This window comes from Roseibium sp. FZY0029, assembly GCF_036350355.1.
GTDB lineage: Bacteria > Pseudomonadota > Alphaproteobacteria > Rhizobiales > Stappiaceae > Roseibium.
Window position 1 is genome coordinate 142,362 of sequence record NZ_JAZDVZ010000005.1, and the last position, 24,792, is coordinate 167,153.

General features: G+C 58.8%; 17 protein-coding genes. 8 read left to right on the top strand and 9 right to left on the bottom strand.

Going from position 1 to position 24,792, the window contains the following annotated elements:
* Positions 1-66 precede the first annotated feature (66 nt).
* The 3 genes from V1T76_RS15470 to V1T76_RS15480 all read left to right on the top strand — a co-directional run bounded on the left by V1T76_RS15470 (position 67) and on the right by V1T76_RS15480 (position 2,698).
* Complete coding sequence (locus V1T76_RS15470; RefSeq protein ID WP_330561575.1) at positions 67-777, top strand: response regulator; 711 nt, start codon at positions 67-69, stop codon at positions 775-777.
* 205 nt (positions 778-982) lie between these two features.
* Complete coding sequence (locus tag V1T76_RS15475) at positions 983-1,369, top strand: NADH:ubiquinone oxidoreductase subunit NDUFA12 (protein ID WP_330561576.1); 387 nt, start codon at positions 983-985, stop codon at positions 1,367-1,369.
* A gap of 321 nt (positions 1,370-1,690) precedes the next feature.
* On the top strand, positions 1,691-2,698 hold the full coding sequence (locus V1T76_RS15480; RefSeq protein ID WP_330561577.1) for a hypothetical protein: 1,008 nt from the start codon (positions 1,691-1,693) through the stop codon (positions 2,696-2,698).
* A gap of 175 nt (positions 2,699-2,873) precedes the next feature.
* Here the strand turns inward: V1T76_RS15480 and aat are convergent, their stop codons facing one another.
* The 5 genes from aat to V1T76_RS15505 all read right to left on the bottom strand — a co-directional run bounded on the left by aat (position 2,874) and on the right by V1T76_RS15505 (position 8,027).
* Positions 2,874-3,554, bottom strand: a complete 681-nt coding sequence (gene aat, locus V1T76_RS15485; RefSeq protein ID WP_330561578.1) for a leucyl/phenylalanyl-tRNA--protein transferase — start codon at positions 3,552-3,554, stop codon at positions 2,874-2,876.
* A 145-nt stretch (positions 3,555-3,699) separates the two neighbouring features.
* Positions 3,700-5,046: an acetyl-CoA carboxylase biotin carboxylase subunit gene (accC, locus tag V1T76_RS15490; protein WP_006934762.1), complete on the bottom strand. Its 1,347-nt coding sequence runs from the start codon at positions 5,044-5,046 to the stop codon at positions 3,700-3,702.
* A 15-nt stretch (positions 5,047-5,061) separates the two neighbouring features.
* A complete protein-coding gene (gene accB, locus V1T76_RS15495; protein ID WP_330561973.1) occupies positions 5,062-5,532 on the bottom strand; it encodes an acetyl-CoA carboxylase biotin carboxyl carrier protein in 471 nt (156 codons plus the stop codon).
* Positions 5,533-5,854: 322 nt separating this feature from the next.
* A complete protein-coding gene (locus tag V1T76_RS15500; protein ID WP_330561579.1) occupies positions 5,855-6,658 on the bottom strand; it encodes a DsbA family protein in 804 nt (267 codons plus the stop codon).
* A gap of 61 nt (positions 6,659-6,719) precedes the next feature.
* Positions 6,720-8,027, bottom strand: coding sequence for a M48 family metalloprotease (locus V1T76_RS15505; RefSeq protein ID WP_330561580.1), 1,308 nt, complete (start codon positions 8,025-8,027; stop codon positions 6,720-6,722).
* Between the two features lie 370 nt (positions 8,028-8,397).
* Here V1T76_RS15505 and V1T76_RS15510 point away from each other — a divergent pair, with 370 nt between their 5' ends.
* Positions 8,398-9,570: a pyridoxal phosphate-dependent aminotransferase gene (locus V1T76_RS15510; RefSeq protein ID WP_330561581.1), complete on the top strand. Its 1,173-nt coding sequence runs from the start codon at positions 8,398-8,400 to the stop codon at positions 9,568-9,570.
* Between the two features lie 77 nt (positions 9,571-9,647).
* On the opposite strand, the gene V1T76_RS15515 is transcribed toward V1T76_RS15510, so the two are convergent.
* The gene (locus V1T76_RS15515) at positions 9,648-12,449 is read right to left on the bottom strand and encodes an Rne/Rng family ribonuclease (protein ID WP_330561582.1); all 2,802 of its coding nucleotides are present in this window, start codon (positions 12,447-12,449) and stop codon (positions 9,648-9,650) included.
* 688 nt (positions 12,450-13,137) lie between these two features.
* Here V1T76_RS15515 and V1T76_RS15520 point away from each other — a divergent pair.
* The 3 genes from V1T76_RS15520 to prfB all read left to right on the top strand — a co-directional run bounded on the left by V1T76_RS15520 (position 13,138) and on the right by prfB (position 18,366).
* Positions 13,138-14,415 carry an N-acetylmuramoyl-L-alanine amidase gene (locus V1T76_RS15520; RefSeq protein ID WP_330561583.1) on the top strand — a complete coding sequence of 426 codons (1,278 nt, stop codon included), beginning with the start codon at positions 13,138-13,140 and terminating at the stop codon, positions 14,413-14,415.
* 179 nt (positions 14,416-14,594) lie between these two features.
* Positions 14,595-17,075, top strand: coding sequence for a penicillin-binding protein 1A (locus V1T76_RS15525; protein WP_330561584.1), 2,481 nt, complete (start codon positions 14,595-14,597; stop codon positions 17,073-17,075).
* A 159-nt stretch (positions 17,076-17,234) separates the two neighbouring features.
* A protein-coding gene (gene prfB, locus V1T76_RS15530) for a peptide chain release factor 2 (protein ID WP_442970128.1) occupies positions 17,235-18,366 on the top strand; the annotation gives its coding sequence in 2 pieces (ribosomal slippage) (positions 17,235-17,303 and positions 17,305-18,366; 1,131 coding nt in all).
* Between the two features lie 72 nt (positions 18,367-18,438).
* Here prfB and V1T76_RS15535 read toward each other — a convergent pair.
* The 3 genes from V1T76_RS15535 to bcp all read right to left on the bottom strand — a co-directional run bounded on the left by V1T76_RS15535 (position 18,439) and on the right by bcp (position 21,217).
* Positions 18,439-19,791: a M23 family metallopeptidase gene (locus V1T76_RS15535; RefSeq protein WP_330561586.1), complete on the bottom strand. Its 1,353-nt coding sequence runs from the start codon at positions 19,789-19,791 to the stop codon at positions 18,439-18,441.
* 90 nt (positions 19,792-19,881) lie between these two features.
* Positions 19,882-20,703 (bottom strand): ferritin-like domain-containing protein, encoded by an 822-nt coding sequence (locus V1T76_RS15540; RefSeq protein ID WP_442970129.1) that lies wholly within the window; start codon positions 20,701-20,703, stop codon positions 19,882-19,884.
* Between the two features lie 46 nt (positions 20,704-20,749).
* Entirely contained in the window at positions 20,750-21,217 is a 468-nt protein-coding gene (gene bcp, locus V1T76_RS15545) for a thioredoxin-dependent thiol peroxidase (protein ID WP_330561974.1), read from the bottom strand.
* 200 nt (positions 21,218-21,417) lie between these two features.
* Here bcp and V1T76_RS15550 point away from each other — a divergent pair, with 200 nt between their 5' ends.
* A complete protein-coding gene (locus V1T76_RS15550; RefSeq protein ID WP_330561588.1) occupies positions 21,418-24,708 on the top strand; it encodes a YhdP family protein in 3,291 nt (1,096 codons plus the stop codon).
* The last annotated feature ends 84 nt before the right edge of the window (positions 24,709-24,792 follow it).

Sequence of the window (24,792 nt, forward strand, 5' to 3'; positions counted from 1 at the left end):
ACTTCAATCGGGTTTAAGCCGGGTCTGGTTTCATGCGGACGGGATAGGGAAAAAGGTCCGCATTTCATGAAACATCACGCCGCATTCGGACTGGCGATGGAGGACATCGATGCTGTCGTCGTCGAGGACAGCAAGCCGATGCAGACGATTCTCCGTTCGATACTGCTCAGTTTCAAGGTCGCGCGTGTACGGGTGTTCGATTCGGTCGACGAGGCTCTGGAGGCGAGTCTCGCCGAACCACCGAATGTGATTCTCACCGACTGGCGCATGGCGCCGACGTCCGGCTATCAATTTCTGCGCCTTGTGCGGCATCGCCACATGGAGCCGCTCTGCTATGTGCCGATTCTTTTCATCACCGCGCACGGCACGCGGCCGCTGGTGGATAAGGCCTTGAGGGCAGGGGCTCATCATGTGCTGGTCAAGCCGGTTTCTCCGTCGACGCTCTTCAAGCGCCTCAAATGGCTTCTTGCCGACGACCGACCGATGATCCTGGAGAACTCGGGCTTCTACAACATCTATGGCATCCAGAAGGCGATGGATGAGCAGGCGGAAAAGATGCAGTCGCTTGCCGGCGCGCGGTTGCACCACCGCGTTGCCACGCAAAAGCGCGCCGAGGTGGAAGGGGCTGTGGAAGCTGCCTTTGACTCCAAGGAGGAAGAACCTCCAAAGGTCTTTGCCGGGGTCAAGAAAGAAGCGCCGCCCAAACAGCACTCGGCCGCAGCCAAGCATATCCGCAATGCCGGCTTTGCCCCCTTCAAGGGTTTGAAACTTCACTGAGGCGGTTTGTTTGTGACCACCTGGGCGAGGTGTGCGCGGGGCGCGGCTGCGGCAATCGGCCCGCAGGCGTAAAAACCCGTTCTTTTCTGGTTGCCAAGTCTGGACAGACGCAGCCGATGCCGCCATAGTCCGCCGAAATCCGTCCCGCTGCAACAGCTGGGCAAAGGATGTTTCCGACTTGCAATCAAGGGACCTTCAAAGGGCCATGAAAACTCTGCTGCTAGAACTGTTTACCTGGTGGAACAGCCAGACAATGGGCACCCGCTTCTTCACATGGCGCAAGGGTGAATTTGTCGGTGAGGATGAGTTCGGCAACAAATATTACAAGGAACGCGCAGGCAAACGGCGCTGGGTGATCTACAACGGTCTCGCAGAAGCTTCCGCCATTCCTCCGGGCTGGCACGGCTGGATGCATCACCGCGTCGACACGCCGCCGTCCGATGAGACCTATCACGCCAAGCATTGGCAACAGGCCCACCGGTCCAATCCGACAGGCACGCCTGCAGCATACCGTCCGCATGGCTCTATCCTGACCCCGGAAAAACGTCCGGAAGTGACCGGAGATTACGAAGCCTGGACCCCAGGCAGCTGATCACCGAAATCTTTAAACACAAAGACTGGATAAGCCCCGCAACCGCGGGGCTTTTTTCGTTTTGGGCAAATCCAACCTTCAACAACCAGACGGTGCTGCAGATGTGGGCTGGTTGAATGTTGTCTGGAGAGATAGCCTCAGATTATCCGCGCTCAACGCGAGAACTGCAAAAGGGGTATACGTAAATATATTTTGCAATCAATAGTATTTAATTTGAGTTATTTATAACTCAATATTATTTATTTGTGATTTTAAACATATTACGCAAGGTAAAATAAGATAAAAGGAGATAGGTGTTATTATTAACTCAGGAGCAGACAAATGGACCAGGAATGGATGAAGCTCCAGGAGTTGAGCAACCGTCTTAACAATGTCTGCAAACCGGCCTGGGAAAATATCCTGATCAAGACAGGCAGCAGTTATGTGAATGCTGACGAGGCCGTTCGAAAGCTATTGCCGAAAGGCCACGATGCAGAGCCGGGTTGGATCTGGACGGCGCTCAAGGGCACCATGAAGGGTCCTCTTGCGGCTGTGATTACCAATCCCGTGGCGGCGGGAATTGCGACTTTCTACATCATAGATGCCGTCAAAGGTGAAAAAGAACCGCTGCCGTCGCCGCCGCAGTTTGATACCAATCCGCAGAAATATCTTCAGTACATCAAGTTTCACTACAATCTGGTCTACATCAGCTCCACGCAGAAGATACTGAAAATGCAGGAAGCTGCGCGCACGGGCGGTTCGGTGAACATCGAACAGCTTCGCCGCTCGCTGGAGCGGTCTCCATTCGCGCATGTGCCGCGAGGCTACAAATGGTTCAAGCACGACAAACTGGAAGAAAACATCGAAGCCGGTTTGTGGGCGATATGGCTCAGCAACCTGAGCAGCAATCACAAACTGGAACAGGTTTCCCGAGTGATGGGAGAGGATGACCGACATAACGCCAGCGGCACGGCTCGAAAGTCCGACGGGAAATACCGTCACCACTTGTGGCAGAGACTGAAGGAGCTTGGAGCGTTCGACCGGGCCTATTCGGGCGGTGTGAAAAAGCGTGACAACGCTAAATCCACCGATGGTTTCCTGGGCAGCGGCACGCCATCTTACGAATATGAATTCTGGCTCAAGATAGCCCGGGATTTCTGGGCGAAAAATCAGTCACCGACGGAAATGTTTTATATCGCCTTGGAGGACCCGGCAGCCGAACTGGCTTTCCGGAACGCCATGAGGACGTTTGAATCGCAAGATTTTACGCACAGAATGTGCGCTTTCCTTTCGCCGTCCTGGTCGACAATTCGCGATATGGTCGGCACTAGCGCAGGTGGAAAGAACTGAGCGCGTCGCGCTGGTTTATGAAGCCTGAAAAGGTTCGTTTTGCCCATTTTAGGCCAGAGACTGCTTGGCGAACACACGTCTGAAAGCCATGGCATTACCAGAGAGTTTCAGGTCTGTTGTAAGCGTACCTGGCCCTGAATTGTCGGTGACGAATTAAGGTTGGACGCAGGAGACCCTAACGCTCATGCCAGCTATCAATCACCGCCAACACTTCCTCACCGCTGGCCTGCGGTGACAGGGCGTAGAAGTCCGTTTCCAGTTTCAAAGCTTCATTGAGCCGTTCGTTATAGGTGGCCTGAGGCACTTCCTCGGTCCCGAACTTGCTGAGGTGGTCGGTCACGAACTGGGTGTCGAGCAGGGAATAGCCACCGGCAATCAACCGGGCGACCAGATGCGCAAGACAAACCTTGGAAGCGTCGGTGCGGAAGGTGAACATGCTTTCACCGAAAAAGGCTCCGTTCAGGCTGACACCATAAAGTCCTCCGACCAGTTCACCGTCCTGCCAGGCTTCTATGGTGTGGCAATAGCCCATGTCGAAGAGCTCACCATAGAGGCGTCTGATTTCGCGGTTGATCCAGGTTTTCTGCCGCCCCGGCATGGGGTGGGCACAGCCGTCGATCACGCCCTGGAAATCCGTGCTGACCCGAACCTCGAAGACGTCGTTCCGAATCGTACGGCGCAAGCGGCGGGGCAGGTGGAAATTGTTGAGGGGAAGAATGCCGCGGCGTTCCGGTTCCAGCCAGAAGAGACCGGGGTCGTCGGCGGATTCCGCCATCGGAAACAAGCCGCAGGCATAGGCTTTCAAAAGGACCTGTGACGTGATTTCCAGAACGATGTCGTCTTTGTAACCAGCCATGAGGCCTCACTCACCAGGTGGGAAAAGACAGACCGGCAGGTGCTCAGTTCGAACAACGCATATCTGGTCGTCACCGGAATGCCGGAGCATTTGCCACGCGTTCAACTGAACACGACATGCTCCGGGCATCCGTTCCAGTAACCGGTCAGCTGGACTTCTTTGCCAGATATTGTTCCAGCCAGTGGATGTCGTACTGACCGTTCGCTATGTCCTGATTTTCCACCAGATCGCGGAAAAGCGGAATAGTCGACTTGATTTCGTCAACCACAAATTCATCCAGGCATCGGCGCAGACGCATCATGCATTCCACGCGGTTGCGCCCGTGCACGATCAGCTTGCCGATGAGACTGTCGTAGTAGGGCGGGATCTTGTAGCCCTGATAGACACCACTGTCGACGCGAACACCCAGACCGCCAGGCGGGTGGTAATAGGTGATGGTGCCCGGTGACGGGGTGAAGTTGACCGGATCTTCCGCATTGATGCGGCATTCGATGGCATGGCCTTCGAACTTGATGTCGTCCTGGGTCATGTCCAGCGAGCCGCCGGCCGCGATGCGGATCTGCTCGTTGACGAGATCGATGCCGGTGATCATTTCCGTAACGGGGTGTTCCACCTGCAGGCGGGTGTTCATTTCGATGAAATAGAACTCGCCGTTTTCGTAGAGGAATTCCACCGTGCCGACGCCGCGATATTTCAGCTTGCGCATGGCGGCGGCGACGATTTCGCCAATTTCCTTGCGCTGGCTGGCATTAAGGCTCGGGGAGGGCGCTTCTTCGAGCACCTTCTGGTGACGGCGCTGCAGCGAGCAATCGCGTTCACCGAGATGAACCGCATTGCCCTTGCCGTCGCCCAGAACCTGGATCTCGATATGCCGGGGCTTGCCGAGATATTTTTCCATGTAGAGCGCATCGTCGCCGAAGGCTGCCTTGGCTTCTGAACGTGCCGTGGACAGAGCCGTGTCGAGTTCGGCTTCGGAGCGGGCCACCTTCATGCCGCGGCCACCGCCACCGGCTGCGGCCTTGACCAGCACCGGGTAGCCGATTTCGCGGGCGATCGCGTGTGCGTCGTCGCCGGCTGTCACAGCGCCGTCGGAACCAGGAACAACCGGAATGCCGAGGTCCTTGGCCGTCTGTTTGGCCTGGATCTTGTCGCCCATAATGCGGATGTGTTCGGCTGTCGGGCCGATGAACTCGATGCCGTGGGCTTCGAGGATTTCCGCAAACCGTGCGTTTTCCGACAGGAAGCCATAGCCCGGGTGGACAGCATCGGCGCCAGTGATTTCACAAGCCGCAAGAAGCTGCGGGATGTTCAGGTAGCTGTCACGCGCTGCGGGAGGGCCGATGCAGACGCTTTCGTCTGCGAGGCGAACATGCATGGCATCCGCGTCGGCTGTGGAATGAACCGCGACGGTGGAGATGCCGAGCTCTTTGCAGGCGCGCAGGATGCGCAGGGCAATCTCGCCGCGGTTGGCAATAAGAATCTTGGAGAACATGGCCACGACGGCTCCTTATTCGACGATAATGAGCGGTTCGCCGAATTCCACCGGCTGTGCATCTTCCACGAGGATCTGCTTGACGGTGCCCGCCTTGGTGGCAGGAATGTGGTTCATGGTTTTCATGGCTTCGATGATCAGGATCGTCTGACCTTCCGTTACCTTGTCACCAACCTGAATGAAGGCCGGTGCACCCGGTTCGGCCGCAAGATATGCCGTGCCGACCATGGGAGAGGTGACTGTGGTGCCTGCGTGGGCCGGTTCGGCTGCCGGAGCGGCCGCGGCCTGGGACGGTGCTGCTGCCGGCGCCATCGGGGCGGCCATGGGCGCTGCAACGTTCACCGGTGCGCTGATCGACATCTGACGGGCAACGCGAATACGCGTGTCGCCCTGTTCCAGTTCGATTTCCGAGAGATTTGTCTCATCCAGGAGAACGGCGAGGTCCCGGATCAGGGCCGTGTCGAATTTCTTGTTATCATTACGCATCATGTTTGGCTCTCATACTCGGTCCGCAAGACACTAGGCTGGCCGGCTCGCCGGGTGACCGCTCCATACTGGGATGGGGTCAGACCCGGACTATCCTTCCCTGCAACTCTAACAGGGTCCGTCAGGCCGGGGCCGCAACCACGCTCTTGCTCCGCCGTTTGTTCGGGCGGACAAAGATCTTTAGCCCGTCTCTGCTGGAGGCGAGCCACGCTTCTTATAGGGATTCAATTGAAACAGGAAAACCCCCGATTTCTCACTGACATGAGGAATGGGGGTTTCCAACAGGCAAGTGGATGCCGGAACGATGTTTCGGCCCACCGGGTCAGCAGGTGGTCTGGCCGCAGTTCTGAAGTGCGTCCAGCTTCTGGCTCAGTTCCTGGTAACCAACAGCCCCCATGACCACGTCGTTGCCGACGACATAGGACGGGGTGCCCGTCAGGCCGAGACGATTGGCGAGGGAATAGACCTCTTCAATGGTCTGACCGGCTTCGTCGGTCTTCATGGCTTCCTGAAGATCGTCTTCGGAAATGCCGACGGATTTCGCTGCTTCCAGGGCGCTGGCGCGGTTAGCCTGTCCGCGGCTCAGCAGGAGTTTTTCATGAAACTCGCCGTATTTCTCAGGCGCGATGGAATTGACGGCAACCGCAACCTGAGCCGCTTCCACAGAACCCTGGCCAAGAACCGGGAACTCCTTCAGAACCACTTTCAGGTCCGGGTTTTCCTCGATCAGCTTGACCATGTCGCCATGCGCGCGTTTGCAGTAGCCGCAGTTGTAGTCGAAGAACTCCACGAGCGTCACGGAACCTTCCGGATTGCCGAGCACAACCTGGCGGGACGAATTGAAAAGAATGTCGGCGCTGTCGGTCAGGGCCTGAACGCGCGCGGCTTCGGCAGCTTCCTTTTCCCGGCGATCAAGTTCGGTCAAGGCTTCGGCAACAACTTCAGGATGCTCCAGCAGGTATTCCCGCACGATCTTTTCAATCTCGGTGCGGTTCAGGTCCTGTGCGGCAACCGGGCCAGCCAGCAGGGTAAGCGCGAGCGCGCAGGCCGACAGGATGCGCAGCAGCACCGGCGGGCAGAGCGACCCGGTCTTCAGGAACAGGGGCTTCGGGAAAATCTGGGTCATTCAAGGCTCCTCAGGCAACCGTCTCTTGCGTTCGGACGGCATCCCATACGTGTCACAGGTATCAGCGGCCGTTGGTCGGCAGATTAGGTGGGTTGTACGCTACAATGTCGTCCGCTTGAAGCCATGCTGGCGTTCCCCTCTTCAAACTTTTTTGAGCACGGGCCGCATAGCGCTTCGCCGCCTGGAAATCTCCGCTCACCATAAGGCCCTTTGCGGTCGCCAGATCAGCCTCCGCGCGCTCGCCCTGGCGGCCATGGGCAATGGCCAGCTGGCTGTAGGCTACGCCCGAGTTCTGGTCCCGCTGGATTGCCTCTTTCAACACCCGCTCGGCTTCCGGCAGATTCGATTTGTCGTTCGAGGCAACCAGCGCGTATCCGAGCCAGGTCAGGAACTGGGGCTCTGTCGGCTTGAAAGACAGGGCTTTGCGGAACGGGGCAATCGCGCCTTTCGGATCGCCGCCCTCAATGAGGGCCTGCCCCTTGAGTTCGTAGTAGTAGGGGTTGTTCGGCTGTGTGCGGATCAGGGCGTCAATTTCCTTGACTGCGCCTTTGCCCCGGCTCTTCATTGCGGCGATGGCGCGGGCGTACTGCGCGGGCGGGCTTTTGTCGCTGCGCGGATAGGCGCGCAAGGTCGCGGACGGGTGGCTGGTGAAAGCGAACAGCTTGGCGCGGACCATGTCGTGCCGGTATTGCAGCACATAGTCCTCCGGCTGATTGAAGTACTTTGATTTCTGCGCGTCGGTTGCCAGGCTGTTGTAACGGTCCTGGGCCATCGGGTGGCTCTGGGCGTAAGGGTCGGCATATTTGCGCGTGAACATTTGCTGTTCCGACATGCGCTCGAAAGTCTTCAGCAGTCCGCGCGGGCTTTGTCCGGTGGCGCTCAGGTACTTCAGAGCTGCCCGGTCTGCCGCTGCTTCCTCGCCGCGCTGATAAGACAGGAACGATCGCTGACCTACGGATCCCGCCCCCATGATCACCGCACCACCGCCGGACGCGACTTCGCCGGAACCGGCGGCGGCCCCCGCCGCGGCGGCACCGGCCCCCAGAATCATGCCGATCACCGAAATGATCTGGGCGTTGGCCGCAGCAGCCCGCAAGCGGACAAGGTGACGGCCTGCGATGTGTCCGGTTTCATGAGCAATCACGCCGATCACTTCGCCGGGCGTTTCCGATTCCATGATGACGCCGATGTTGATGAACATGCGGCGGCTGTCGGGAACGAACGCGTTGAAGCTCTTGTCGTTCACCAGAATGATTTCCGGTTCTGAATTCGAAATACCAGCCGCCTTGAAAATGGGCGTCGCATAGTCCTTCAAAAGATGTTCGGTCTCCGCATCGCGCACCAGGGGCAGACCGCGCCCCTGCGCCATTGCAGGAAAAGAAAAAACCGGCAAGGCGAGGGCGGTTGCACACGCAAGTGCGACCGCTTTGCGCGCCAAGCTGCGCGGAAAACCAATGTTCAAAATGGCGGAACCAGGCACAGGTGCAAAACTCCAATCCGGATCGGAACGCTTTCCAGGCTCATCTTTGCAGACAGATCTCATCCTGGGACATGAATGTGTGGCGAAGGTATGGAGGTGAGCGGTGTGGGTCAAGGAAACCGGCATGACAAAAAGGTAAGGTGCGCAGCTTGCCTCCGCCTGAAACAGGGAGAAAACTGGAACTGACCCGATGCGTTGCATCGAATGGAAAAATCCGCGATAGGGTGGTGCCAGTTTCACAGCTGGATTTTCAGGTCATATGAATCAATCTCCCTCTCAGCCGTCTCGCCGCAGCAACGTTGCGCCCTTCATTGCTATGGACGTTCTTGCCGAAGCTGCGCGTCTGGAAGCACAGGGCCGCAAGATCATCCATATGGAAGTAGGGCAACCGTCGGCGCCCGCCCCGAAAGCGGCATTGGAAATGGCAAGGAAGGCGCTCGACCACGGCCGTCTCGGCTATACCGAAGCCCTCGGTATCCGCCCCTTGCGCGAGGCATTGGCAGCGCATTATCGAAAGGCATATGGCGTCGATGTTCCCGTTGATCGGATCATGGCAACAACGGGGTCATCCGCAGGGTTCAATCTCGCCTTTCTCGCCGCGTTTGATCCCGGCGACCGCGTCGTCCTCACCGCGCCCGGGTATCCGGCCTATCGCAACATCCTGAAAGCTCTTGGCCTTGTGCCGGTCGAGATCGAAGTGGGTGCGGAAACCCGGTGGAGCCTGACCCCGACCCATCTGGAAGAGGCTCAAAAGGAGGGCCCCGTCAAAGGTGTTCTGGTCGCCAGCCCTGCCAATCCGACCGGCACGATGATGACGGCGGAGGCCCTGGAAGACCTGATATGCTATTGCGACGATGCGGGGATCTGGTTCATTTCCGACGAGATCTATCACGGCCTTGCCTACGACGGCGATGAGCGAACTGCACTCGAGACCTCGCAGAACGCCATCATCGTCAACAGCTTCTCGAAATACTACTGCATGACCGGTTGGCGTATTGGCTGGCTGGTGTTGCCGGAACAACTGGTGCGGCCGACGGAACGAATCGCCCAGAGCCTTTATATTTCCCCACCGGAACTGTCGCAGATCGCGGCGGGTGCGGCGCTGACTTCGGTTCAGGAACTGGAAGCGGTCAAGGCAGGTTATGCGGCCAATCGCGCCTTGTTGCTGGACGGCCTGCCGAAGATCGGCCTTGACCGGCTTCTGCCGGTGGACGGAGCCTTTTACATCTATGCGGACATAAGCCGCTTCAGCTCGGACAGCCTCGACTTTGCAAAACGAATGCTGCACGAGGCAGGCGTTGCGGCAACACCCGGTGTTGATTTCGACCCGGTGCATGGTCACGAATTTCTGCGCTTTTCCTTTGCCGGTGCCCATGAAGACATGAAGGAGGCTTTGGGAAGGCTTTCCGGTTTTCTTGATGCCGGGCGTTAGGTACTTCGTTCCAACGGGCAGTAAAAAAGGCGGCACATTGGCCGCCTTTTTCTATGTCAAAACTGGTTGAGCGCTCTTCAGAAGAACGAACGGCCGCGCTGCCACCAGCCACCACGCTTCGGCTTGTCTTCCTTGGCGTCGTCGCCAGAAGTTTCGCTGGTGACGACAGGTTCGGCCGGAGCTTTGCGTGCCGGAGCTTCCTCTTCGGCATCGGCTTCGCTGGCGACCGGTTGCTCGGACGTCGGCGTGTCGACCACGATGGTTTCATCTTCGCCAGCCGCCGGGCTTTCGTCTGCAGCATCGGCCTGAGCCGGAGCGGCAACACCGTCCTGCTGCGGAGATCCTTCCGCCGGGCTATCGCCGCTTTCGTCAGACACTACCTCGCCGTCGACGGCCTTCACCTCATCGCCCTGTGCCTCATCCTGGGAAGCGGCTTCGGCGGCCTCTGTGTCGGTGCCGTTTTCGGCAGAAACCGCGGTGTCAGAACCGGTCTGAACGTCCTGTTGATCACCAGCGGTGGCTGCCTCGCGATCGTCACCGTTGGTTTCGCCGTCATTTTCGGCGTCACCTTCAGCCTGTGCCTCGTCACCGTTGCGGCGTCCACGGCGTCCGCCTCGCCGTCCACGACGGCGCTTGCGGCGCGGTTCGTCGTCGCCGTCTTCTTCGCCTGAACGGGCTTCCTGAGGCTGGTCGTCATCGCCTTCGGCATCGTCTGCATCGGCGTTGACATGACGTGATTCGCCATCATCCTGCTGATTGTCGGAACCGTTTCTCCGGCGCTTGCGGCGACGGCGGCGACGGCGGCCGTCGTTGTCGTCTTCCTGCTGCGCAAATTCCTCGATGTCCGGCTGCTCGGTGTCTTCGTCGATGATATCGATCGTGTCCGGCTGGACAATCGCTGGAACTGGCATCGGTACGCGATCGCGATCGACCGGCGCACCGCGCTCCAGCACATAAAGCTGGCCGTTGACCATGTCGTCCGCATGCACTTCGACATCAATGGCAAAGCGGGTTTCCAGATCGACCAGGTTCGAACGCTTCTGGTTGAGGATGTAGAGCGCTACCTGCGTGGTGGTGCGGATGATCAGATTGTGGGACGCACCCTTCAGGAGGTTGTCTTCAACCGACCGCAGCACGTGCAGGGCAACGGATTCCACCGACCGGATCATGCCGGTGCCCTGGCAGTGCGGGCAAGGCGTGGTCGAGCTTTCCAGAACCCCGGTGCGAATGCGCTGACGCGACATTTCCAGAAGACCGAAATGCGAGATACGGCCAACCTGGATGCGGGCGCGGTCGTTCTTCAGGCAATCCTTCAGCTTGCGCTCGACGGACCGGTTATTCTTCGACTCCTCCATATCGATGAAGTCGATGACAATCAGGCCGGCAAGATCGCGCAGGCGCAACTGGCGGGTCACTTCTTCCGCGGCTTCCAGGTTGGTCTGGAGCGCAGTGTCCTCGATGTTGTGCTCGCGGGTCGACTTGCCGGAGTTCACGTCGATCGAGACCAGAGCTTCTGTCTGGTTGATGACAATGTAACCACCGGATTTCAGCGTAACCTGCGGCGAGAACATGGCATCGAGCTGTGGTTCGACACCGTAGCGGATGAACAGCGGCGAGGGGTCGCGATAAGGCTGGACGTTCTTCGCATGGCTCGGCATGAGCATGCGCATGAAATCCTTGGCCTCGCGGTAGCCTTCTTCGCCTGCCACAAGGACCTCGTTGATGTCCTTGTTGTAAAGGTCACGGATCGAACGCTTGACCAGACTGCCTTCCTCGTAGACGAGGCTCGGGGCACTCGATTTCAAGGTCAGTTCGCGGACATTTTCCCAAAGCCGCATCAGATATTCGAAGTCGCGCTTGATCTCCGCTTTCGTCCGGCTTGCACCGGCGGTTCGCAAGATGACGCCCATGCCTTCCGGCACATCCAGTTCGGAGGCAATCTTCTTGAGACGCTTGCGGTCGGTCGGCTGGGTGATCTTGCGCGAAATGCCGCCGCCACGGGCTGTGTTCGGCATGAGCACGGAATAGCGGCCTGCCAGCGACAGATATGTGGTCAGCGCAGCGCCCTTGTTGCCGCGTTCTTCCTTGACCACCTGCACCAGAATGATCTGGCGGCGCTTGATGACTTCCTGGATCTTGTATTGCTTGCGCGACGGGATAATGCGCTCGGGAACTTCTTCCATCGCATCTTCCGCACCGACGGATTCGACGGCATCGACATCGTTGTCGGCATCATCGTCATCATCGTTCTGGCGCTGGCGGCGACGACCGCGGCCTCGGCCGCGCGAGCGAACCGGAGCCTCTTCTTCTTCTTCGTCGTCAGTTTCTTCCGAAGAGGAAGACGCTTCGTCGTCTTCTGCGTCCGATGCGTCCTCGTCTGCGCTGCGTGCAGACAGAGCTTCGCCGTCCGTTTCGTCGTTGGAGGTCTCTCCGTCGGCTTTTACCGCCGCTTCGTCGCCATCAGCTGCTTCGTCGGATGCATCCGCTTCAACCTTGTCGCTAGCGACAGAATCGGTGGCTTCATTTCGGGCCGCACGGGAGCGGCGGCGGCGCTTGGGCTTTTCTTCGCCGTCCGAATCGTCGCGCTGTCTGTCTGCCGCTTCCGCTGCCAGCAAGGCTTCGCGGTCAGCTACAGGGATCTGGTAATAGTCCGGGTGAATTTCGCTGAAAGCGAGGAACCCGTGGCGGTTACCGCCATATTCGACGAATGCCGCCTGCAGGGAAGGCTCAACCCGCGTTACCTTTGCAAGATAGATATTTCCGCGAAGCTGCTTCCGGTTAGCTGCTTCAAAGTCGAATTCTTCAACCCGATTGCCACGCACGACGACGACCCGGGTCTCTTCCGGGTGGCCCGCGTCGATCAGCATTTTGTTTGCCATTATTAAACTTCTCCACGGCAGCGCTCATGGGCGCATGTGCGAAACGCGCATCGCCCAGTAGGAGGATGTCTGCCGTATTTGTTTTGCTAAGATGAGAAAGAGCGTCTGCGCCCGGCGCGGTCGTATGATCAACGCAGGCAGCCGCTGAAGCGGTACCTTGCTTTATGTTGATCACCATGTGCATCGCGCGGGTCCTTCAGGCAACGCAGGCCCTTTAGTTAAGTCATTGTACCTTGCGCCGGAATGCAGCCTGGCATCGCCAATGGACCTGCATCCGGTTCCGGAATGGGTTCGCTCTCAACGGCCGCCGAAAACCTCGCCGGGGAAACTGCCGTTTTGTAAGGGCATCACGTTGCGAGGCGGGCGGTCTCAAAGAGGTGCCGATACCAGATCCACTTTCTTCCAGGGCTTGTCTTGAAGCGGCAGAACGGCCTCTGTTCTGTCGTTTGAAGGCCTGGGAATGCGATAGCGTTGTGGATAGATACCCATGTCCGCTACCCGGGATGGTATCGGTTTCAAACCGAAATCCGTAAGGTACTTTTACGGTCCGACGCAGCGCATTGCAAGCAATGTGAATTGGATATGGCATTTTCCTTGCGTAGCGTATGGCGTATGACAGGGCTGGTGGGGGGCTCAGTACGCGAAGTTTTCGAACAACGTGACCGAGATAATTGAGTTCAAGGACGGAATGAAACCGCAAGTAAACCATGCCCTGAGCGCAGTTTTGAGACTGGCGATGTCTGTTGCCGTGGTTCTTGGCCTCGGCGCTGGTGCGCTCGCCGGTCTGAACTTGACTGCATCTGCCGAGCCGGAGAAAGCCCAGGTGACAGGAGCGCGCGTGGCGGGTGACGAGACGCGCACGCGATTCGTTCTGGATATGAATCGGCAAGTGACACCGGTCATTTCGGGTCTCGCCAATCCGGACAGGCTGATTATCGATCTGCCGGAGGTGGAATTTTCGATACCGGCCGATTCCGGCGAAACCGGGCGGGGGCTCGTCGCCGACTGGCGCTTTGGCCTGTTCGCGGTGGGCAGATCCCGCGTGGTCATGGACCTGACGGGGCCGGTCAAGGTCGACAAGACGTTCTTTCTGCCGGCCGTGGACGATCAGCCGGCCCGGCTCGTGGTCGATCTGGTGAGTGCGTCCGCAGAGGATTTCAGGACCTTCGTCGAAACCTCCAGGCCAAGGCGCGTCATCGCCAGAGACAATTCCGCCCCCAAGAGTGACCGGCTGACCGCGCCCAAGAACAAGGAAAAGCCCTTGATCGTTCTTGATCCGGGCCACGGCGGCATCGACACCGGGGCAATTGGCGTTCACGGCACCCTCGAAAAGGCGATCGTTCTCGACTTTGCGAAGCTTCTGAAGGAAAAACTGGACGAAAGCGGTCTCTACAATGTGCGACTGACCCGGGAGGACGACACCTTCATTCCACTGGGGCGCCGTGTGGAGATCGGGCACGAGCTCGAAGCCGACCTTTTCATCTCCATTCATGCCGATTCTGTTCGGCGCGGTCAGAAATTTGCGCGTGGGGCGACCGTCTACACGATTTCCGACAGAGCGTCGGACCAGCTGGCCGAGGACCTGGCCCAGTCGGAAAACATGTCGGATGTCATTGCCGGCGTGGATCTTGCGGAAGAGCCGACGGAGGTCACGGATATCCTGATCGATCTGGCGCGACGCGAAACGAGGTCGTTTTCGGTTTATTTTGCCAGATCCCTGGTGGACGAGCTGAAAAGCGCGGTCCGGCTGATCAATAATCCGCACCGTTCTGCAGGCTTCAGGGTGCTGAAAGCGCATGATGTGCCGTCCGTTCTGGTCGAGCTCGGCTACCTGTCCAACGAACATGACGAGAAGCTTCTGATTTCGGACGAATGGCGCGAGCGCATGTCGAAGGCCGTGACGGAGGCCGTCCATGGATTTTTCCGGCCCCGGCTTGCCCGGCAGCAAGCTCCGCCGTCTCAGTAAAAATCCTTGCATTGCTTTAAAATTGGCAGTTTTGCACTGGCGATTGCCTCAGCATCGCCATATTGGTGCACGAGGAAGGCAGACGAGTTTGTGCGACTGTCTGCATCGGTGATGCTGAGCAAAAGTTTCCGTGTTAGAAAGCTGGAAGCGCTAAGAACGGGGAAAGACGAGCCCGCGGTATGAAATTTTTGGTGAAGTTTTTTGGCTACCTGTTCGGAATCGGCGCAATCTTTGCGTTGCTGATTGCTGCCGGGGTCTGGATGTACCTGCAGGACCTGACCAAGGACCTGCCGGATTATACGGCCCTGAAGAACTATGAGCCGCCGGTTATGACCCGCGTGCATGCGGCCGACGGTAGCCTTATGGCCGAATACGCGACCCAGCGTCGTATGTTCCTGCCGATCCAGGCCATCCCGGATCGGGTCAAGCAGGCTTTTGTCGCGGCCGAAGACAAGAATTTCTACACCCACATCGGTGTCGACCCGGAAGGCATCGCCCGTGCCGGGGTGCGCTTCATCCAGAACTATGGCTCTGGCCGCCGCCCGGAAGGTGCTTCGACCATCACGCAGCAGGTTGCAAAGAACTTTCTGTTGTCGGATCTCGTGAGCGAGGAGCGCGAACGCCGCTCTGCCGCCTATGAGCGCAAGGTCAAGGAAGCCATTCTGTCGCTGCGCATCGAGCAGGCCTACACCAAGGACGAGATTCTCGAGCTCTATCTCAACGAGATCTATTTCGGTTTCGGCGCTTACGGTGTCGCGGCCGCCTCTCTGATCTATTTCGACAAGTCCGTGCACGAGCTGTCGCTCGAAGAAATCGCCTATCTGGCCGCACTGCCGAAGGGCCCGAGCAACTACCATCCCTATAGGAAGACCGAGGCTGCGATCGCCCGGCGCAACTACGTGATCGACCGAATGATCGCAGACGGCTATGTCAGCGCCCAGGAAGGCGAGGAAGCCAAACAGAAGCCGATTGTCGTCAAGCCGCGTGAAACCGGATCCCGTCTCTTCGCCGCCGAGTATTTTACCGAAGAAGTCCGCCGCGAGGTGGCTGACATCTTCGGCGACAAACGTCTTTACGAAGGCGGGCTTTCGGTCCGCTCGACGCTTGATCCGGAAATGCAGAAACTCGCCCGCAAGTCGCTTATGGATGGTCTGATCGATTTCGACCACAAGCGTGGCGGCTGGCGCGGGCCGGTCGACAAAATCGAAATTGGTGCTGATTGGGGCATTGATCTGGCCAAGGTCGAAGCCTTGAGCGACCTTCCGGAATGGAAGCTTGCGGTGGTTCTGGAAGCCGGTGGTGAGGAAGCCAAGATCGGCATTCAGCCTGAGCGTAAGGTTAGCGGCCAGCTCTCCGAAGAACGCAAGACCGGTCCCTTGTACCTGAGCACCATGAAATGGGCTCGCGTCAAAGGCAACGCACCAAGCGCCGTCTCCGATGTGCTGACACCCGGTGATGTGGTTTATGTGGAAGAGAGCCCGGTTGCTCCGGGAAGCTACGAACTGCGTCAGATCCCGAAGGTTTCGGGCGCGCTGGTAGCAATGGACCCCTATACCGGACGTGTGCTTGCGCTTGTCGGCGGCTTCAGCTTCGCGCAGAGCGAGTTCAACCGCGCAACGCAGGCCTATCGCCAGCCGGGATCGTCCTTCAAACCGTTCCTCTATGCAGCGGCGCTCGATAACGGCTACACACCGTCGTCGGTGATCATGGATGCGCCTCTGGAAATCAGCCAGGGGCCGGGTCTTGGAACGTGGCGCCCGCAGAACTACGGCGGCAAATTCTACGGTCCGTCGACCTTGCGTACAGGGATCGAGCTGTCGCGGAACGTCATGACTGTCCGGCTTGCGCAGGACATGGGCATGCCGCTGGTTGCCGAATATGCGAAGCGCTTCGGCATTTACGACAACATGCTGCCGGTTCTGTCCATGTCGCTCGGTGCGGGGGAAACTACCGTGCTGCGCCTGACGACCGCCTATGCGACCATCGCCAACGGCGGCAGGAAAGTGCGCCCGACCCTGATCGACCGTATCCAGGATCGTTACGGCCGCACCATCTACAAGCACGACAGCCGCATTTGCGACGGCTGCACGCAGGACGTCTGGGAAGGGCAGGACGAGCCGACCCTCATTGATGACCGCGAGCAGGTGCTCGACCCGATGACCGCTTACCAGATCACGTCCATGATGGAAGGTGTGGTTCAGCGCGGCACCGCGACATCCGTTCGTGCAGTTGGTCGTCCGGTTGCCGGCAAGACCGGCACCACCAACGACGAAAAAGATGCCTGGTTCATGGGCTTCACCCCGGATCTGGCCGTTGGCGTGTTCGTTGGCTATGACAACCCGAAACCGATGGGTCGCGGGGCAACCGGCGGGCAGGTGGCAGCGCCTATCTTCACAAACTTCATGAAGGCAGCGCTGGCCGACAAGCCGCCGGTGGAGTTCCGTGTACCCAAGGGTCTGCAACTCATTCCAATCAACCGCCGCACAGGTCTGAGAACCGCGGCAGGTGCCCCGGGATCCATTCTGGAAGCCTTCAAACCGGGCATGGCTCCGCCGGACAGCTATTCCGTGATCGGCTTTCAGGACACGATGGGTGTTCCGACGGCTGTCTCTCCTGAAGCGCAGCAGGCTGTAACGGTCGGCACAGGCGGTCTTTACTGATCTGAGCTTGGCCAAGGTGCAGCCTGACCGGCCGGTCGGCTGGGGATCCGTTTCGACGGTTTACAGCTCAGTCCGGCTTGGGTAATGTCCCGCTCCAATTCTCGGCCCGGTGTCTCTTTGTGAAGACCGGGCCGCTTCACATCAAAAGCGAGGTATCCGATGCGCGCCGAAATGGAAGCGATCGTCGATGAAATCAAGCAGGCCATAAGCCTGCTGAGGAGGCATCTTTGACTGGGATCAGGCCGTTGTCCGTCTGGAAGAGCTGAACGCCCTTTCCGAAGATCCGAACCTGTGGAATGAGCCCACGAAGGCACAGAAGCTGATGCGCGAGCGTCAGCAGCTTGATGACAGCATCAGTGGCATCAAATCGCTGGAGCAGGACCTTTCCGACAATATCGAGCTGATCGAACTCGGTGAAATGGAAGACGACAAGTCTGTCGTTGCCGATGCCGAGGAAGCTCTTCGTGGTCTGAAAGGCAAGGTCAACCAGCTCCAGCTCAATTCGCTCTTGTCCGGTGAGGCAGATGCGAATGATACCTACCTGGAAATCAACTCGGGTGCCGGTGGCACCGAGAGCCAGGACTGGGCGTCCATGCTGCTGCGCATGTACCGCCGGTGGGCGGAAAAACGTGGCTTCAAGGTTGAAGTGCTGGAGTATCATGACGGTGAAGAAGCGGGTATCAAATCCGCAACCTTGCTGATCAAGGGCGAGAACGCCTATGGCTGGCTGAAGACCGAGTCGGGCGTGCACCGGCTTGTGCGAATTTCGCCCTATGACAGCAACGCGCGCCGTCATACCAGCTTCTCCAGCGCCTGGGTCTATCCTGTGATCGATGATTCCATCGAGATCGACATCAACGAGAGCGATTGCCGCATCGATACGTATCGTGCCTCGGGCGCGGGCGGTCAGCACGTCAACACCACCGATTCCGCCGTGCGTATCACGCACCAGCCAACCGGTATTGTGGTGCAGTGCCAATCAGAGCGCTCACAGCACAAGAACCGGGCTACTGCCTGGTCAATGCTGAAGGCCCGTCTTTATGAAGCCGAACTGAAAAAGCGCGAAGAAGCCGCCAGTGCCGAAGCGGCCTCGAAAACGGATATCGGCTGGGGGCACCAGATCCGCTCTTATGTCCTGCAGCCCTATCAGTTGGTCAAGGACCTGCGCACGGGGGTTGAAAGCACATCCCCGGGCGACGTTCTCGATGGTGACCTGGACGAGTTCATGGAAGCTGCGCTGGCACAGCGTGTCTTTGGTGGAGACCCGGTTGAAGTCGCTGACATCGACTGAGGACACATCTCCAATGCACATGAAAACGGGGCCTTTCGGGCCCCGTTTTTGTTTGTAGAAGGTCACTATCTTTCAGAGCGCGAGCGCGGCGAAACGATCACCCGCGGCCAGGAAGGCGGCCGGGTTGCTGGGTTTGTCGTTCCGGCGAATTTCGTAATGAAGATGCGGGCCGGTAGACCGTCCGGTGGAACCTACATTGCCGACAAGATCACCTGCCAGGACATGATCGCCTTCCGATACCTGAATGCGGCTCATATGGGCGTAGCGCGTGATGAAACCGTTCGCATGCCGGATTTCCACCATCTTGCCGTAGCCGCCATGACGTCCCGCGCTGATCACGGTACCAGGTGCTGTTGCGAAGACGCGTGCGCCATAGGGGGCCTTGAAATCGATGCCGGTGTGCATCGCAAGGCGTCCCAGAAACGGGTCCACCCGCGGGCCGTAGGTGCTGGAGACCGAGCCGTTGCGTACCGGCCGCTTGATCGGCAGACGCAGCGCGGTGAACTTCACGCGGCGCAGGGTTTCAAGGGCCGTGTTGGCGCGGTCTAGACGATCGGGAAAATTTTCGTCATTGAGTGGCTGAAACGGGCCGCCAAGAGAAGTCTTTTCACGCAAGGTCGCGTTGAGGCCGGGCGTAATCGATCGTGTGATGCCCAGAATATCCTCGATACGGCCCTCCGTGGCGATGGTGATCGCGTCAACGGCGGCCGTACTCTCTTCGTCCATGACGGAGATATGCGCCTTTACTGCGTCAAGCGCAGCCTGCTTCTCAGAGTTTTTTTTTACGTCGGCGGCAGATGCGGCGGCGTCGGTTGCCGGCTGCTGAAGGATGGTCAGCGGATCAAAGGATCTCGTTGACCCGTCTCGCAAGCCAAGAGCCTTGACCGGTTCTTCGATCAGTTCGCTCTCGCCGCCGATTGCCGACTTGTCACTGCCATCGAGGGAGGCGAGATTACGTTCGTCGAGGGAGGGTTTTTGCGGCGGCATCGGCTTGTCGCTGCTCAGGTAGATCCCGACGCTTTCTGCCCGTGCAACAAGGTCGGCAACGATGGCATGACGCTGATTGAGGTCCTGCTGCCGGCGCAGTACATCCATGACCTTTATCTCGACGGTTTCCCGGTCGACCATCTGGCGGCTTGTCAGATTGGCAATCTCGGTGCGCAGGCGGTCGATATGGTCCTGGTATTCCAGCACCAGTTCTGTCCGTTCCGCACTGGCTTCTGCCATCATGTCGGTGCGCAGGGCGTAGTAGCCGATCGTGCCTGCGACTGCCAAGGTGGCCGTTACGCAGCCGATCGCTCCGCAAATCAGGTGAACCGGCCTCACGCTGTACGTGGTCGTCTTTGCGCCCTTTTCCAGTACCGGATGATGTGGCTCTGTGCGGGGGGCTTGATAGGTCCGCGTCGTTTCTTGGCGCTGTTGCATTGTCACTCAGTCACTGTCTGCATTCTGCAAGAGATCTGAGCCTGATTAGAATTTGGTAAGGTTAATAATTCGTCTTCATGTGTGTGAAATTTATCCGACGAGACGCGCAAGAGGCTTGTAAAAACCGGGGGTTAGGCCCGCTTCAGAACGCGCGCGATCGTTGAAAGGCGGTTTTAACGCTCCCCGGAAATGGCGGCGCACATAGCCCTGGAACGCCGGCTCGGGTCTGATTCCCTGCCGGTCGCACAAGAATCGGAACCATTTCGCGCCGAAGGCGACATGGTTTTTCTCGTCGCGATAGATGATGTCGAGACATTTTGCGGTGTCTTCATCACCGATTTCGCGCGCTTTCTCGATCATCGGCGGCGTGATGTCGAGACCTCTTGCCTCCAGGACAAGGGGGATGATGGCCAGCCTTGCTGCAAGGTCGTGCCCGGTGTCCTGTGCTGCCTGCCAAAGACCGTCGTGCGCGGGAAGATCCCCGTAGGCGGTATCAAGCTTTGCCAGTCGTTCCTGCAGCATTGCAAAATGCTTGGCTTCCTCCAGCCCGACCCGGACCCAGTCGTCGTAGTAGGATCGCGGCAGCCTGACGTACGCAAAGCGGCCAATCAGGTCCCAGGTCAAATCCACGGCGTTGAGTTCGATGTGTGCCAGCGAGTGAATCAGGGCGAGGCGACCCGCCTTGCCCTTCAAGTTGCGTTTGGGCATGTCGCGAGGGGCCAGCAGAACCGGCTTGTCCGGCCGCCCGGGTCGGTCGGGCATCCCTCCGTCCAAGGAAGGGGAGCCGAGTGCCAGGTCCCGTTGAAACCATGCCCGGGAGACAGCATATGCAAGCCGCACCTTTTCGGCCGTGTCGGTCGCGCAGACAATCGCCTTTGCTCCGGCAACGAGGCTGTGGGGCATGGTTTCCATTCCAGTGTGCTTCACGAGGTTGCCGGATGGTGTCGCGGAGAAGGCCTCACAGGGCCTGCGCGGCCTCAAGCACGGCGTCTGCGTGGCCGGGAACTTTCACCTTGCGCCAGATCTGCGCGATCTTGCCGTCCGTGCCGACGAGAAACGTGGAGCGTTCGACGCCCATGTAGGTCTTGCCGTACATGGATTTCTCGACCCAGACCCCATACGCCTCGGCTGCTTCCTTTTCCGTGTCCGCCCCAAGCCTGATCGCCAGATTGTGCTTGGCAATGAACTTGTCGTGCTTTGCGGCGGTATCAGGCGACAGCCCGATAATGGTCACACCGAGTTTGGCAAAAGCATCGGCCTGCTCGGTGAAGGCAATTGCCTCCTTGGTGCAGCCCGGGGTGTCATCCTTGGGATAAAAATACACCACAACGGGTTTTCCCTTGAGGGCGCTCAGCGATACCTTGTTGCCGCCATCCCCTTCCAGTTCGAAATCCGGTGCGACATCTCCGACGGCCAATTCGCTCATCATGCCTTCCTTCTGTCAAAGTTTGTGCGTTAATGCCGGTTTCCGGCTGCTTCTGCAACGGCTGCAGTCGCTTTTAGCAAAGCTTTCGCAGTATCATCAATCGCCAAGCGACTCGACCGGAACTGCGGTGGAATAACACGGCGCTTTGCTCCGACCTCGAACCGAAGTGCCTGTCTTACGCTTGCAGGCGAAAGATTGGATTGACGTATTTGCCAAAAACCGGCGAACCTCAGAAAACGGCCAAGGTGGAGCGGCCAAAACGCAAACGCTTGCGCTACATTGCCGCCGCCGTTCTGTTTGGTTTCGTTGCCGGGCTTGTCATTCTGTTTGCAACCGGACCGGTGCGCATACCGCTTCTCGGCAGCCTGCTTGCCTATCAGGGCACGCGCGGCCAGGTTCAGCTTTCCATTGGCAGTGCGAGCGTCGATTTCACCGCGCCGGATGGAATCAACATCCTGGTGTCCGATGCCAAGGTGGACATTGCCGGTGAGTCACCTGTCAGCATCAGTTTTCCGGAGCTCACCGCGCCGCTGAACCGCGACGCGCTGCTTTCGGGCAAGGTTCATTTTTCGTCGCTCAACCTCACCAAGCCTCATGTGCGGATCGTCCTGGCCGGCGGGCCGGCAAAGCTTCCTGAAATGGGGCCACTCATAGAGGCGGTCGACAGGGTCAGCGATGTCGTCGACGACCAGTTTGCCCGCCGCGGCCTCAGTTTCGTGAAGATCCGCGACGCTTCTTTCGAATTGGCCGGATCGTTCCCCCGGCGCTACTCAGGCATCGATGCGGATATTCTGCGCGACGATAACCGCTCGATACGTGCTTTCGCCCGTGTTGCCGGCAATGTGTCGACCTGGCGGCTGGAGCTGGCACGCAATGCGCCCCCGGGCGCCAATGCCAAGAGCATCGGTGTTGTGGTCAACGGCATCACACTTGCCGAATTGCTTGGCCCAAGTGCCAAATCGGTGCAAGGCAAGGGGCTGGGACTTCCGGCTTCCGCCAAAATCGAAAGCCGCCTGACGGGAGACGGCAAATTCGTTTCCGCCAACGCTGTGGCTCGCATTCGCAATGGCTGGTTTCAACTTGGCAAAACCCTGGTGGCTTTTGACGACGCGGCTCTGTCGCTGTTGTTCGAAGCTGGACAGGACGTGATTGAAATTACCAGCTCGCATGTCATTCGCGGCAACTCACGCATCTTCTTCACGGGGTCTATCGGACCGGCCGCTGGGGAAACACCCGAGTGGCAGATCAATCTCGATTCCGAATATCCTCAGTTTGGCTCCGCTGATATTCCCGAAGAGCCGCATATGCTGGACGGCGTTCAGGTCCGTGCCCGGTTCGATCCGCTTGAAAAACTTCTGACAGTCGACCGGTTCACCGCGCGTTCCGGCAAGGCGGTCGTCCACGGGGTGGCCTCGCTGCAAATCACCCCGGAAGGGCCTTATCTGGCGCTGGCCGCCAACGGCGAATTGATCCCGGTGGCCGTTGCCAAGCAGCTCTGGCCGATCACACTTGTGCCGCCGGCACGCCAGTGGATCATCGAACGCCTCAAAGGCGGCCTCATCGAGACGGTCTCCTATACGGGCGCACTCCGTCCACCGGCCTTCGATCCGCGTGACCCTGATCCGGGTTGGGCGGGTGATGACATGCGCCTCGACATGACCTTTTCCGACGGCGCGGTGACACCGGTTGGTGACGTTCCCCAGATCGACGGCCTGGAAGGTACGCTCACCATCAAAGACGAAACGCTGACCGTGACGGCGAAAAACGGAACGGCAACGTCTTCGAACGGTGGCGAGGTAGTCTTGCCGGGTGGTGTGTTCCAGATTCAGAACCTGCCTCTGCGCGATGGCAAGATTGCGAGCGTGAAAGCGAGCATGGAAGGATCGGCAGCCGATCTCGGCGCCATGGTCAACAGTGCACCTTTCCGTGTGCTGGACAGGGCGGACCTCAAGAATGACGGTGTTGAGGGATCGGGCGAACTCGACATCACAGCGTCTTTCCCGCTCGGCCAGGAAATCGATCTTGCCGAAATCGATTGGCAGGCCAACGGCCGGCTGAAGAATTTCTCGGACAGCAACCCGATCATGGGGCACACGGTCCGCAAGTCGGATGTTACGCTGGAAGCCAACAAGGATCAGGTCGCGATCACCGGCAAGGGCATTCTCGACGGACTTCAGGCTGATATCGATCTGATTGTGCCATTGGGCGAATCCGGTGTTGCCGCCCGCCAGGATGTGGTTGTCGCACTCAATGCAAAGCAACTGAAAGACAAGGGCGTTGATCTGACTGCCTTTCTTCAAGGCAACATGACGTTGAGCGTTGCCAAGGTGAGCGACGGACAGGAATTTGTCATCGACCTGAAGCAGACGGACGTCCGGCTGCAGGCGCTTGGGTGGCAGAAAGCCAAAGGTGTTCCGGCGACGGCATCCTTCAAGCTGGTCGAGACGGACAAGCAGCGCCGGGTGAAGGACTTCAAGCTTGTCTCCGAAGGGGTCGATGTGGCCGGATCGATGCAGCTGTCGCTGGCCGGTGACCTTGTCAGCGCTGCCTTCACGACATTCAAGCTGCGTCCGGGAGACGATGTCGAGGTCGACATCCAGAAGGCGGCGGACGGGCGCTACGATATCATCTTCGCCGGATCGTCGTTCGACGGCCGGGGTCTGATCAAGAGCATGCGCAGCCCTGGCGGCAGCAAGGGTGCCGGCGATTTTTCAGGTGGCGCGAGAATTGCAGCCAATATCGACCGGGTCACCGGGTTCAACAATCAGGCAATCGAAAAGTTCGCGGGCAAGATCGATACCGGGGCCAAGGGACTGATTTCGGCCGATCTGAAAGGGCTGGTGAACGGCCGCGCGAATTTCGAATTCACGGTGACGGACCAGGGAGGTTCACAAGCGGCTATCGGCCGATTTGCGAATACAGGCGCGACGCTGCGGTTTCTCGATCTCTACAAGCGAATGCGTGGCGGTGCTGGCGTCCTGAATGTTGCTATGGCTGATGAGGACAGTTGGGTCGGCGATTTCAACGTGCGCTCTCTACGGATCACGGAAGACCCTGCCATTCAGCGCATTCGGGAGCAGAACCGCGCTAACCAGATACCCGACGGGCGTCCGGTCAATGCAAGTGAAGCAGCCGACACTGCGAGTTTCGAAACGCTCGATATCAATTTCTCGCGGGACGGCGATTTGCTGACCATCAGCCGGGGCGCACTTCAAGGAAATGCCCTTGGAGGAACCGTCAGCGGTTCGGTGGACCTGTCGCAACAAACGCTGAACCTGACCGGTACTTTCGTGCCGATCTACGCGCTCAATAACTTCTTCGCCAAAATCCCGCTGCTGGGCTTTGCGCTCGGCGGCAACTCGGGTGAGGGCTTGATCGGCGTGACCTATCGTTTGTCGGGGTCCGTTTCCGATCCGGTGCTTTCGGTCAACCCGATCTCGGCGATTGCTCCCGGCATCTTCCGCAAGATGTTCGAGTTTCAAGCCAACTGAGCCAACAAGCTTTTCCATGCCGGGTGTGTTGGCCTGACGTCGCAGGGCTGTTTCTGACCTATGCGAGACTGCGTCCGAAGTCAC